Source organism: Nocardia aurantia (assembly GCF_009604425.1).
GTDB classification, from domain to species: Bacteria; Actinomycetota; Actinomycetes; order Mycobacteriales; family Mycobacteriaceae; genus Nocardia; species Nocardia aurantia.
Genome location: NZ_WEGI01000001.1, coordinates 502,665 through 514,956, shown reverse-complemented (window position 1 = coordinate 514,956; position 12,292 = coordinate 502,665). Strand labels below are relative to the sequence as shown.

The 12,292-nt window shown below is 68.8% G+C and carries 13 protein-coding genes; 3 read left to right on the top strand and 10 right to left on the bottom strand.

All coding sequences use genetic code 11. From position 1 onward, the window contains the following. Positions 1-11: 11 nt before the first annotated feature. The 4 genes from rplW to rpsJ are packed head-to-tail and all read right to left on the bottom strand — an operon-like array spanning position 12 to position 1,979. The gene (gene rplW, locus NRB56_RS02265) at positions 12-317 is read right to left on the bottom strand and encodes a 50S ribosomal protein L23 (RefSeq protein ID WP_319942448.1); all 306 of its coding nucleotides are present in this window, start codon (positions 315-317) and stop codon (positions 12-14) included. After that, positions 314-991, bottom strand: coding sequence for a 50S ribosomal protein L4 (gene rplD, locus NRB56_RS02260; protein ID WP_319942447.1), 678 nt, complete (start codon positions 989-991; stop codon positions 314-316). The genes rplW and rplD overlap by 4 nt, the downstream gene beginning before the upstream one ends. After that, positions 988-1,653: a 50S ribosomal protein L3 gene (gene rplC / locus NRB56_RS02255; RefSeq protein ID WP_153338759.1), complete on the bottom strand. Its 666-nt coding sequence runs from the start codon at positions 1,651-1,653 to the stop codon at positions 988-990. The genes rplD and rplC overlap by 4 nt, the downstream gene beginning before the upstream one ends. A 20-nt stretch (positions 1,654-1,673) precedes the next feature. Beyond that, entirely contained in the window at positions 1,674-1,979 is a 306-nt protein-coding gene (gene rpsJ / locus NRB56_RS02250) for a 30S ribosomal protein S10 (protein WP_003938093.1), read from the bottom strand. A 489-nt stretch (positions 1,980-2,468) separates the two neighbouring features. On the opposite strand from rpsJ, the gene NRB56_RS02245 reads away from it, so the two are divergent. Next, positions 2,469-2,945: a hotdog fold domain-containing protein gene (locus NRB56_RS02245; protein ID WP_153338758.1), complete on the top strand. Its 477-nt coding sequence runs from the start codon at positions 2,469-2,471 to the stop codon at positions 2,943-2,945. A gap of 30 nt (positions 2,946-2,975) precedes the next feature. On the opposite strand, the gene NRB56_RS02240 is transcribed toward NRB56_RS02245, so the two are convergent. Continuing rightward, complete coding sequence (locus NRB56_RS02240; RefSeq protein WP_319942446.1) at positions 2,976-3,920, bottom strand: esterase/lipase family protein; 945 nt, start codon at positions 3,918-3,920, stop codon at positions 2,976-2,978. A gap of 147 nt (positions 3,921-4,067) precedes the next feature. Between NRB56_RS02240 and NRB56_RS02235 the strand changes: the two genes are divergently transcribed. Continuing rightward, positions 4,068-5,324, top strand: a complete 1,257-nt coding sequence (locus NRB56_RS02235; RefSeq protein ID WP_153338757.1) for a lycopene cyclase family protein — start codon at positions 4,068-4,070, stop codon at positions 5,322-5,324. Here NRB56_RS02235 and NRB56_RS02230 read toward each other — a convergent pair. Together NRB56_RS02230 and NRB56_RS02225 are read right to left on the bottom strand one after the other, a co-directional pair. After that, positions 5,271-6,296 carry an SDR family oxidoreductase gene (locus tag NRB56_RS02230; protein WP_153338756.1) on the bottom strand — a complete coding sequence of 342 codons (1,026 nt, stop codon included), beginning with the start codon at positions 6,294-6,296 and terminating at the stop codon, positions 5,271-5,273. The two genes, NRB56_RS02235 and NRB56_RS02230, sit on opposite strands and share 54 nt — an antisense overlap. A 90-nt stretch (positions 6,297-6,386) precedes the next feature. Then, positions 6,387-7,190, bottom strand: coding sequence for an enoyl-CoA hydratase-related protein (locus tag NRB56_RS02225; RefSeq protein WP_153338755.1), 804 nt, complete (start codon positions 7,188-7,190; stop codon positions 6,387-6,389). A 140-nt stretch (positions 7,191-7,330) separates the two neighbouring features. Here NRB56_RS02225 and NRB56_RS02220 point away from each other — a divergent pair, with 140 nt between their 5' ends. Next, a complete protein-coding gene (locus NRB56_RS02220; RefSeq protein ID WP_153338754.1) occupies positions 7,331-8,539 on the top strand; it encodes a TetR/AcrR family transcriptional regulator in 1,209 nt (402 codons plus the stop codon). Positions 8,540-9,297: 758 nt separating this feature from the next. Here the strand turns inward: NRB56_RS02220 and NRB56_RS02215 are convergent. The 3 genes from NRB56_RS02215 to NRB56_RS02205 are packed head-to-tail and all read right to left on the bottom strand — an operon-like array spanning position 9,298 to position 11,992. Beyond that, positions 9,298-10,116, bottom strand: coding sequence for an ABC transporter permease (locus tag NRB56_RS02215; RefSeq protein WP_153339029.1), 819 nt, complete (start codon positions 10,114-10,116; stop codon positions 9,298-9,300). 38 nt (positions 10,117-10,154) lie between these two features. Beyond that, positions 10,155-10,964, bottom strand: a complete 810-nt coding sequence (locus NRB56_RS02210) for an ABC transporter permease (protein ID WP_319942443.1) — start codon at positions 10,962-10,964, stop codon at positions 10,155-10,157. Then, on the bottom strand, positions 10,961-11,992 hold the full coding sequence (locus NRB56_RS02205) for an ATP-binding cassette domain-containing protein (RefSeq protein ID WP_153338753.1): 1,032 nt from the start codon (positions 11,990-11,992) through the stop codon (positions 10,961-10,963). The genes NRB56_RS02210 and NRB56_RS02205 overlap by 4 nt, the downstream gene beginning before the upstream one ends. Between the last annotated feature and the right edge of the window lie 300 nt (positions 11,993-12,292).

The window sequence follows — 12,292 nt, the reverse complement described above, 5'->3', positions numbered from 1 at the left end:
GCCCCTGCCGCTTACGCGACCGGGCCTCCGAAGATCTCGATGGGCTTGCTGTCGGCCGAGAGGGTCACGAGCGCGCGCTTGGTGTTCTTGCGCTTGCCGTAACCGAAGCGGGTCCGCTTGCGCTTGCCCTGACGGTTGGCGGTGTTGACGCTGGTCACCTTCACGCCGAACACCTTCTCGACGGCGATCTTGATCTGCGTCTTGTTCGCGTCCGGGTGCACCACGAAGGTGTAGGTGCCGTCTTCGATCAGCCCGTAGGACTTCTCGGAGATGACCGGCGCCAGCAGGATGTCGCGCGGATCGGCGATGGTGGTCACTTGCTCTCCTCCTGTGCAGCTTCGGCGGGGCCGTGCACGAAGGTGTTCAGGGCCTCCACGCTGAAGACGACCTCGTCGCTGTAGAGCACGTCGTAGGTGTTCAGCTGATCCGGCGCGATGGCGTGCACATTCTGCAGGTTCGCCACGCTCTTCCACGCGGTGAGGTCCTCACGGCCGACGACGACCAGGAACTTCTTCCGCTCGGACAGTTCGGCCAGGAAGCCCTTGGCGGACTTCGTGGACGGGGTCTGCCCGGCGACCAGTTCGGTCACGATGTGGATGCGCTCGTTGCGGGCGCGGTCCGACAGGGCGCCACGCAGGGCGGCGGCCTTCATCTTCTTGGGCAGGCGCTGGGTGTAGTCGCGCGGCTGCGGGCCGTGCACGACGCCACCGCCGGTGAACTGCGGCGCACGGGTCGAGCCCTGACGGGCGCGGCCGGTGCCCTTCTGCCGGTACGGCTTCTTGCCACCACCGGAGACGCGGCCCCGGGTCTTGGTGGCGTGCGTGCCCTGACGGGCCGCGGCCTGCTGGGCGATGACGACCTGGTGCATCAGCGCGATGTTGGCGGTCACGTCGAAGATCTCCGCGGGGAGGTCGACGGTGCCGTTGGTCTTGCCACCCGCCTCTTTGACCGGGAGGGTCAGGTTCGTCTTGGTTTCGGTCTCAGTGCTCACGCGTGGGCACCACCCTTCACTGCGCTCTTGACGATCACGAGGCCGCCGTTGCGGCCCGGGATGGCGCCCTTGATCAGCAGCAGGCCGTTCTCGGTGTCCACCTTGTGGACCGAGAGGTTCTGCGTGGTGACCCGGTCGCTACCCATCCGGCCGGACATCCGCATGCCCTTGAAGACGCGGCCCGGGGTGGAGCAACCACCGATCGAGCCCGGACGGCGGTGCACGGCCTGCGCGCCGTGCGAGGCGCCCTGGCCCTTGAAGCCGTGGCGCTTCATGGTGCCGGCGAAGCCCTTGCCCTTGCTGGTGCCGGTGACATCGACGTAGGTGCCGGCCTCGAAGACCTCGGCGTTGAGTTCCTGGCCGACCTCGAACTGCGAGGCGTCGGCGATGCGGATCTCGGCGATGTGGCGGCGGGGGGTGACGCCGGCCTTCGCGAACTGCCCGGCGACGGGCTTGATCACCTTGCGCGGGTCGATCGCGCCGTAGGCCAGCTGGACGGCCGAATAGCCGTCGCGCTCCACCGTGCGGATCTGGGTGACGACGTTCGGACCGGCCTTGACGACGGTCACGGGAACGACGCGGTTCTTCTCGTCGAAGACCTGGGTCATGCCGAGCTTGGTGCCCAGGATGCCGGCGGCCGGACGACTCTTGTTGTCAGTCATGTGTGCTGTCCCCGTCACTGTCACTGAATGTTGACGTCGACGCTGGCCGGCAGGTCGATGCGCATGAGCGCGTCGACCGTCTTCGGCGTCGGGTCGAGGATGTCGATCAGCCGCTTGTGCGTGCGCATCTCGAAGTGCTCGCGCGAGTCCTTGTACTTGTGCGGCGAGCGGATGACGCAGTACACGTTCTTCTCGGTCGGCAACGGCACCGGGCCGACGACACGCGCACCCGTACGGGTCACGGTCTCGACGATCTTGCGCGCCGACGCATCGATCGCCTCATGGTCGTAGGCCTTGAGCCTGATGCGGATCTTTTGTCCCGCCACGCTGAGTGTCCTTTTCTCCGCTTGTTGCTCCGGTGTGACGGTGGTCCGAAAGTTCCGGAGACCACCCTCTGTGCATGCCCGAACCCGAAGAAAAACAGCAGACGCATCCATTCAGACCACGACCGGGACGTGCCCGATCCGCTTCGCCGCTGTTCATCTGTCATGGTTCTTCCGGTCCACGCGGTCGGGCGTGTCGCCTTCTCGCTCATTCTTCGGCCTCGGATAAATTCCCGCAGGCCTCGGAACGCCGTCCCGGAGGTACCCGCCGAACCCGGCGGTGTACACGAGTGGGTACTGCTCGCCCGCGATCATGGATCACACATGCCCGAAGACATGCGCCACCCGACGCAGGCAACCCGAACAGTATGCCCGAGCCCCGGCGCGGACTCCAAATTGGGGTCCCCGTGTCGGCCGTCACGGCCACCACCTGCGCCGATCCGTTCGAGAAAGGGTATCGCCACCGAACTTACCCGAAAGTAAGATGTCGGTATGACGAAGGAGACCGCGGCCTATCGCGGCTGGAAGAAACTGCCCGACAATCGGCTGGGGCATGCCCTGTTCTCCCTGGGCATGGTCGCCCGGGTGCCGTATTTCGGAACCGTGCTGCCGACGGTGATCCGGCTGGAACCGGGCTACTGCGAGGTGGTCGCGCCGAAGTGGTTCGGCATCCACAACCACATCGGGACCTTCCACGCCATCGCCGCCTGCAATCTGGCCGAGGTGGCGATGGGCATGCTCAGCGAGGCCACCGTCCCGACCACGCATCGCTGGATTCCGAAGGGGATGAGCGTGCGGTACCTGGCGAAGGCGCAGTCCGGGCTGCGCGCCACCGCGGCGCTGCCGGAAGTCCCCGATTTCGCGACGCTGACCGAGGGCCGGGAACTGGTGGTGCCGGTCGAGATCCACGATCGGTCCGGCGCGGAGGTCGTGCACGCCGACATCACCATCTGGATCACGCCGAAGTGAGCCGGGACGCGATCATCGTTCCGGGACGACTCAGCAGCGCGCCGGCGGCGCATCGGCCAGCGCGGACACTACGAGGTCGAGGGCGTGCGGGTCGGTGAGCAGGTCGGCGTGCGCGACCGGATCGCCCGGGCAGGTGTCCTGGACCCAGATGTTGCGGTCCGCCGCCTTCGGCGCGGTGAGCAGGGCGGACTCCGGTGGCGTGATCACCTCGTCGGCCCGGCTGGCGATCGCGGTCCAGCGCACCCCGGGCACGGTCTCGCCCTCGGCGTCGAGCCGGGTCATGACCGGCGAGCCGACGGCCTGTTCGGCGCCGGCGGTGCCGTACACCTGCGCGGCGATCTGCGGCCCGTCGAGTCCGAGCGCCGCCAGGTCGGGATAGTGCGCGGCCAGACCGGAGTAGGTGGAGCCGCGATAGGGGGTGGCGAGGGTGACCACCGTGGCGGCCGCGGCGGGATGGGCATGCAGGAATTCCCGGATGACCGTGCCGCCGGTCGAATGCCCGACCAGCGCGACCCGCTTCGCGCCGGTCGCGGCGCGGACCCGGTCCACGAAGGCGGCCAGTTCCGCGGAGGTCGCGGCGATATCGGCGACGCCGTAGACGACGTGCCCGGTCAGCGCGGCCGCCATCGGTCCGGTCCCGGGCCAGTCCAGGCGTTCCGGGCCGGTGGCCGGGCCCGACACCAGCCGGGGGCGGCCGAAATTCGCGGTGAACGCGCAGTAGCCCGCCCGGTGCAGCCGGGGGGCCAGTTGCGCGAAACTCTGAGCCGCGTCCGTACCCGCGCCGTGCACGAGAACGACCGGATTCGGCGCGGCGGCCGACGGCCGGCAGGACCAGTCGTTCGCCCCGGCCGGACCGTCCACGAGGTCCGGGGCCGGGCCGAGTACCGGCTCCGCCGCACCCCGGGGCATCACCGCCAGGGCAGCAATCAACGCGCACGCCACCGTGAACACGAGCGACAGTCGCTTGGGAGACACGTTTGGCCACAATAGATGTCCCACGACTGCCGGTTTCCCGGACACGCGCGGCGCAAACGGTCGATCATTCGGTTAATTTCGAGCGATCGAGCCGCGCGCGTCGTGGCGCCGACCGAATTCCCGGAATGCCCGACCGAGGCTGATTGAATGAAACACATGACTGCTCAGCATGTCCGGGACGCGGATCTGTGTGTGGTGGGGCTCGGTCCCACCGGACGCGCCCTGGCACACCGAGCCGGGCTGGCCGGGCTCTCGGTCGTGGCGGTGGATCCGCGACCGGAGCGCGTATGGGGCCCGACCTACGGCTGCTGGGTGGACGAATTGCCGGGCTGGTTGCCCGATCGGGTCGTCGCCTCGCGCATCGCGGCGCCGACGGTGTGGACCACCCGCCCGCTGCGGATCGATCGACCGTACGGCGTGCTGTCCAAAGCGATTCTGCGCGAAGCGCTTCCGCTCGACGGCGTGACCGTGCTGACCGGGCGGGCCGCGTCCGTCGGCGGCCACCGGGTGGAACTGGCCGACGGTTCGTCGGTCACCGCGGCGGCCGTCGTCGACGCCCGGGGCCTGCCGGCGCCGGGAACCCGGCCGACGGCCGCCGCGCACGGCATCTTCGTCGATGCCGAGCTCGCCGCGCCGATGGTGGCCGACGACTCCGGCCTGCTGCTGGACTGGCGGCCGGACAACGGCGCCGGGCCGGACGAGCCACCGTCGTTCCTCTACGCGGTGCCGGTCGGCGACGGGACGGTGATCTTCGAGGAGACCAGCCTGGGCCTCGGCGGCGGTGTGCCACAACGCGAGTTACGCCGCCGGACAATGAATCGCCTTGCGGTGCACGGGGTTCGGCTGCGCGGCGACGAACGCGCCGAGACCGCGCACTATCCGCTGGATCAGCCGCCGCCGACCGCGGTGTCCGGCGCGCGATCCGCGGCGGCGATCCCGTTCGGGTCCCGCGGCGGCATGATGCATCCGTGCACCGGCTACAGCGTGGCCGCCTCGCTGGCACTGGTGGACACGGCGGTCGACGCGCTGCGGGCGGGCCGCGATCCGGTGGCTGCGCTGTGGCCCTGGCAGGCCCGGCTCGTGTACTGGATGCGCACCCGCGGGCTGCACGGCATGGGCCGGCTCACCGCCGGACAGGCGATCGCCATGTTCGAGGCCTTCTTCACCGCCACCGGGCGGCAGCAGCGCGCGCTGCTGTCCGCCCACGACGATTACGCGGCGCTCGGCGCGGCCCTGTTCCTGACGGTCGCGCGGACCTGGCCGTTCCGCTGGCGCTACGACCTGGTCGGCTGGACGAACCGCCGCCGGTGGTCGGGCTACTACGCCGCGCATCCGATCGGCGGCCCGGGCTCACAACCGGTTCTCGATCCAGTACTTCCAGACGATCGGGGCGTAGGCCGCTAACGGCGGCACCCGGATATCGGTCCCGGCCAGCGCCGCGGCGGTGTTGCGGTCGTCGAACCAGCAGTCGAACTCGCTGTGCCGCAACACTTCCGGCGGCGCACCGAGATGTCCCAGCGCCCAGCCGAGGCCCGGGGTCCGCAACATCGACTCCAGCGAACGCTTCGGCATCACCTCGATCAGCCGTGGCGCGCCGGCCTCGTCGGCGAACAGGTTCAGCACCTCGGCCGCGCCCTGCCGGCGCGGATCGACCAGGTGGTAGGTGGCGCCCGAGGGCGCCTGCCGGTGCGCGAGATGGTCCAGCGCGCGAACCACGAAATCGACCGGCACCATGTTGGTCTCGCCGAGCTTGGGCACCAGCAGCGGCAGCAGTCGCGGCAGCTGTGCGGCCTTCCGCAACAGCCCGAAGAAGTGATAGGGACCTGAGATCCGATCGATCTCGCCGGTGCGGGAGTGACCGATCACGATCGACGGCCGATAGCTGCGCCACGGCACCGCACACCGGTCGCGCACCGTGCGCTCGGCCTCGAACACCGCGCGGTGATACGGCGTCGGCAGCACCTGGCCCACGTCGAACATGTCCTCGGTGAACAGACCGGTCATCGCCCCGGCCACCGCGACGCTCGAAACATGGTGCAGCACACCGGCCGACAGCCGGTTGGCGATCTCGACCACCCCGGCGGTGCCGCCCGGTCGCACGGTATCGCGACCGGTATCGAGATGGAAAACGTGATCGATCGAACCACGATGCGCGGCAAGCCATTCCGGGTCGATACCGAGTCCGGGCGCGGCCGGGTCGCCGGGCACCGCGCGGACCCGGTCACCGGCGCCCCACGCGCGGGCACACCGATCGAACCGATGCGCGGAATCGGCGCCCGGCCGCACCAGCACATGCACATCACCGCTACGTTTGAGCAATTCGGTGACGAAATACCTTCCGAGGCAACCGGAGGCCCCGGTGACCAGGTAGACCATGGCGCAAGACTATCCCGCACCCCTGGATCGGACTTTCGGCAGGGTTGCGAAGAATTCACTGCACGGGGCTGGACGGGCCCGCTTTCGGCGTCAGTCGCCGAAGACCGGCTTGCGCTTGGTCAGCATCGCGGTCGCGCCCTCGGCGAAATCGGGCGAGGTCAGCAGTTCCGCCTGGCCCTTCTTCTCGGCGGCCAGTGCCGTGTCGAGGGCGGACAGCGTGGCCTCGTTCAGGGCACGCTTGGTGAGTTCCAGTGCGCGGCGGGGGCCGTGCGCGAGCTTCCGAACGGCGGCCTCGACGGTGGCGTCGAGTTCCGCATCCGGCACCGCGCGGGTGATCAGGCCGAAGGTCGCGGCCTCGGCGGCGGGCAGCCGCTGGCCCAGCAGCGCCAGCTCGGCGGCCCGTGCGCGGCCCGCGGCGGCGGCGACCATGGCGGCCGCGCCGCCGTCGGGCATCAGGCCCACGTTGATGAAGGCCAGCAGCAGATAGGAATCCGTGGCGGCGTAGACGAGATCGCCGGCCAGCGCCAGCGCGACCCCGATGCCGGCGGCCGCACCGCGGATCCGGGTGACCACCGGGACGGGGGCGTCGACGACGGCCCGCACCATGCGATTCGCGGCGTCCATGGTGATCTCGGGGGTGATGCCGCGCTGCGCTTCGGCGGGCGCGTTGGCCAGATCGGCGCCGGTGCAGAAATCGCCGCCCTCGCCGCTGAGTACGATCGCGCGCACGGCGCGATCCGTACCGACGGTGCCGAACAGATCGCCGAGCGCGACCATGGTGTCGTAGTTGATGGCGTTCTTGCGCGACGGATTGGTCAGCGTGACCCGCAGTACCCGGTCGTCCCGGATCGCGGAGAACCCGACCGGAGTGGTCCGATTGTCGACAGTACTCATGGCTGCCCCCGGGCGGCGTCGTCGCGCCCGCATCGGCGCGAAATCGTGGACATTAGCGAATTGTGGTTAACTTAAAGGGTACCGCCCGGAGCTGTCAACGGCCCCGGAGGCTGGGGCCCGACGAACTGGAGGAGAGGTGCATGGTCGCGGATCGCAGTGAGTCCGCGCTCGCTACCCCGCGACCGGGCAGTTCGCCGGCGCGTCGGCGACCGAAGAACCGGAAGGCACAAATCGTCGGTGTCGCGGCCCGGGCCTTCAGCGAGCGCGGCTACCACCCGGTCGGCGTCGACGAGATCGCGGCCGAGGTGGGCATATCCGGTCCGGCGTTGTATCGGCATTTCGCGAACAAGTACGCGCTGCTGGTCGCGGCCGCCGAACTCGGCGCGCAGACGTTGCTCGACGCCGTGCAGGCCGCTGACGAACCGGTTGCCGAGCCCGAAACGCGGCTCACCACGTTGATCCGGGCGGCCACGGCGCACACGATCGAGGCTCGGCGCGGGGGCGGGCTGTATCGGTGGGAGGGGCGTTATCTCGAGCCGGCCGATCGCGCGCGGGTGCGGGTGCGCTACGAGACCCTGCACCGGGTGTTCGAATCCGCCATCGCGGCGAATCGGCCGGACTGCGGGGCCGGGGATATCCAGTTGCTGGGCACGGCTGTGCTGGGGGCGATCGGTAGTATCACCGCTCATCACACGGCGCTGGCGGCTGCTCGGCTGACCGATCTGCTGACGGATATCGGGTGGTCGATCGCGCGCACCGAACTGTCTCCGGCGCCTGCCGAACCTCGGCCGACCACGGAGGTCCGCGGGCTGCCGCCCAGTTCCAAGCGGGAGCAGTTGCTGGTCGAGGCGATTCGGATCTTCGGGCGGCAGGGGTACCACGAGGCCGGGATCGAGGAGATCGGGGCGGCTGTGGGGATCAATGCCTCGAGCGTTTATCGGTACTTTCCCAGTAAGTCGGATCTGCTGGCTGCTGCCTTCTATCGCACCGGGGAACGGCTGGCCATCGCCAACGCCGAGGCGCTGGCCGAGGCGTCCAGCCGGGCCGATGCGGCGGTGCAGATGGCTGCTCGGTTTGCTCGGCTCACCTTTGCTATGCCGGAGATTTTGCCGGTGTACTTTGCGGAGTTCTCGAATCTGCCTGCGGCGGAACAGCAGAAGTTGCGGGCTATCCAGCGGCAGAATGTGCTGGAGTGGGCACATTTGCTGGATGGGGATCCGATCGAGGCTCGCTTTCGGGTGCATGCTGCGATTGCGCAGGTGATTGATGTTGGGCGGAGTATTCGGTATGACAGTCGGCCGGCGAGTTTGGCTCGGGTGCAGGCTTTGATGACGGCAGCTTTGCTGTAACTTGGCTTCGCTGCGGGGGGGTCGCGGGGTTTGGGTCTTGGGTCCGGGCTTGTGTGTGGGTGCGGATGGGGGCGGGGTGCTGGCTTGGTGTTGGGCCTGCTTGGGGGTGACAGGCTGTGTTTTTGGCCTCCGCTTCGCTCCGGCGGGTTCGCGGCCCTGCGGGCCCGATCCTTCCCTCCTCCGGCTCCTCCGCTTCGCTCCCCCGCCTCCGTCAGTCCAGGATCGGGCCGGGCCGCGAACAGGAGGGTTACCCCTGCGTATCGGTGACCGAAACCCACGGTGCGGGTTACGGCTGCGGAACGGTGACCGGGTCCTGGGGAGTGGAGTACACACGGCTGCGGAAACGGTGACCGAGTCCCGGCAACAGGGGTACGTGCGGCTGCGGAACGGTGACCGGGTCACCGGGCACCGGGGTGCACCTGCGCATCGGTCACCAATTCGCAGGCCCAACACTCCTGTTCGCGGCCCGGCTCGGTCCTGGACTGACGGAGGGAGGGAGCGCAGCGACTGACCGGAGGAGGGAAGGACCGAGACTTAGGGGCCGCGAACCCGCCGCAGCGAAGCGGAGGCCAAAAACACAGCGGTCACCAATTCGCAGGCCCAACACTCCTGTTCGCGGCCCGTCTCGATCCTGGACTGACGGAGGCGGGGGAGCGAAGCGGAGGAGCCGGAGGAGGGAAGGATCGAGACTTGGGGGCCGCGAACCCGCCGGAGCGAAGCGGAGGCCAAAAATACAGCCCGTCACCTAGCCCAACGGCTCAACCTTCTGCGGCTTTGCGGTAGCCGCGGATGGCGGGGTAGGCGAAGAGGACTATGGCGCCCAGGGTCCAGGCCAGGGTCTTCAGTAGAGGGGCTGTTACCGGGCCGTCCCAGGCCAGGCCGCGCATGGCGTCGATTGCTGTGCTCATCGGCTGGTTCTCTACCGTCGTTTGCAGCCAGCGTGGGTAGGCGAACACTGGGACGAAGCCGGAGTTGAAGAACATCAGGAGGGTGTTGAGGATGCCCAAGATGTTGATCAGCATTACGCCTTCGGAGATGGTGGCGAGGGCGGTGACCAGGACCGCGAAACCGGCGCCGAACAGGACCGGGATGGCGATCATCGCCATCGAGGCCCAGAATCCGTTCCAGAAGCGGAAGCCGATCGCTACGCCTACGACTATCACGAACAGGGTGGTGATCAGGACTCGGACGGCTTCCGCCAGCAGCCGGCCGGTGAGGCCCGCGGCGCGGTGGATCGGCATGGTCTGGAATCGGCTCAGTAGGCCGGCGGCCTTCTCCACTTTGAAGCCCAGGGCGCTGACTATCGCGCCGGCCATCGCGGCGACGAGGGTGATCATCGGGACCGTGCCGTAGACGCTGGGCATTCCGGTGGCCGAGGTGATCGAATCACCCAGCACGATCCGGAACATCAGCAGGGTGAACGCGGGATAGAGCAGCGTCTGCACCGTGGTCATGGTGTCGCGGCTCCACACTCGCAGCAGCCGGCCGCACTGGATCACGCTGTGCCGCGCCCAGGTCGACAGCGCGCGCTCGGAGCGCACCTGCACTACCGGCAGCGCCGACCGCTTGGACAGCATGAATTCGGTTGCCGACGAGGGGATTTCCTGCACAATGCTCACGATCGCCTCACACTCGCCCAGATCGCCAGCGGCACGAAGAGCACCGCCAGGCCGCCCAGCCACACCAGCGGTACCCAGGCCACCTGCCAGGTCACTCCGTGGGCGGCCATGTCCCGCAACGCGAATGAGAACTGGGAGATCGGCTGGTTGCGCACGAAGGGCCGGATCCAGTGCGGGAAGCCGCTTTCCGGGACGAATCCGCAGGAGAGCATGCCGAAGATGAGGGTCGGCAGGGTCAGTGCCTGGCTCAGCGACTCGGGGCTCTTGGTCAGGGAGCCGAGCGCGTCGGCCCCGATCGCCAGGACCGTGCCGACCGCGAGCGAGGAGACGCAGAACAGCGTGGCCTGCGCGGGGCCGGCGACGAACCGGAATCCGATCAGGTAGCCGAAGCCGATGGCGGCGGCCAGCGAGCTGATGGAGCGGACCAGGCCTGCGGACACCCGGGAGCCCAGCGGCACCAGGCTGCCGATCGGCATGGTCTGCAATCGGCTGTGCAGTCCGGTCAGCGATTCGAAGGCCGCCAGCTGGGCGTTGGACATCATCGTGAACGACATGGTCTGCAGGACGATGATCGGCATGACGAACTGCGCGTAGTCGATGCCGCGGAATCGCATGACGTAGCGCAGCGGCAGGTAGAAGCCGAGCGTGAACACCAGCGGGGTGATCACCGCGAAGGCCAGTTCCCCGCGCAGGACCATGGTCCGAACGATGCGGCCGGTCAGGGCCCGCCACTGGGCGAAGGAGGATGGCCGGGCCGGCGGCAACGCGTCGAACAGCCCGTCCGCGGGAGCGGTCGAGACGGTCACCGACCGCCGCCCGAATGTCCGGTGATGGAGAGGAACACGTCGTCGAGCGACGGGCGGCGCAGGCCGATGTCGGCGAGTTCGACTCCGGCGGCGTCCAGCCGACGCAGCGCCTCGGCGAGGGTGCTCGCGCCGTCGGGGGCGGGGATGGACACCCGGTCGGTCTGCGTGGCGCTGTGGCTCGCGGCATCGTTGCGCACGGCCTCGGGGACCAGGTCGCCGAGGGCGGTGAGGGCGGCGCCGAGCCGGGTCGGATCCAGCGGTACCACTTCGCAGTAGCTGCCGCCGGTGCGCTCCTTGAGCTCGTCGGCGGTGCCCTCGGCGATGACCGTGCCCTTGTCGATGACGATGATGTTGTCGCTGAGCACGTCCGCCTCTTCGAGGTACTGCGTGGTCAGCAGCACCGTGATGCCCTGTCGTTTGAGCGAGGTGACGAGGTCCCAGACGCCTTGGCGGCTGCGCGGATCCAAGCCGGTGGTCGGCTCGTCGAGGAAGACCACCTCCGGGCGCACGACCAGGCCGCAGGCGATATCGATGCGCCGGCGCATACCGCCGGAGTAGTGCCGCACCGCGCGGCGTCCGGCGCTGACGAGGTCGAACTCCTCGAGCAGGGTGTCGGCGCGGCCCCGGGCCGCGCGGCGGGTCAGACCCATGAGGCGGCCGAACAGTTCGATGTTCTCGCGGCCGGAGAGGTTCTCGTCCAGTGCGGCGTACTGCCCGGTCATCATGATCGACCGGCGCACGCCGGCGGCGTCGCGGACGACGTCGTGCCCGGCGACGACGGCGGTACCGGAGTCGGGTCGCAGCAGGGTGGAGAGGATCTTCACCGTGGTGGTCTTGCCGGCTCCGTTCGGGCCGAGGATGCCGAGGACACCGGCGCGGGCGGCGGTGAAGCTCACGCCCTGCAACGCATGGACCTCACCGAAGGATTTGTGCACGTCGACGACCCGCACCGCCGGTTCGGCGGCCCGCACGGGTCCGGAATCGACAGCGCCGGAATCCACTGCGCCGGTTTTCTCGAGGCTCGGCATCCACTCTCCACTATCCGTCGGGGCGGCGACCGGACGATCCGAGTCGCGCACGCGCCCCGGTTTGGTGATCCCATCCACCTCGCGCGATGTTACTGGCCCGAGGGCGGGAACCGCATCGGCGTGGGGTCCGGCGCTCGGTCGCGCCCGCCTTCGTTCACGAAATGTGGCTTTCGTCACAAATTTACGGACCGGACGGTCATCCAGTAAATCGGCGCTGGTCCCGGGCCGAACCGATCGGTCTGCGTGGATAAGGGTTCCTTGTCGCTTGACCAGCACCGCCCATAATCTGGCGCAATCATC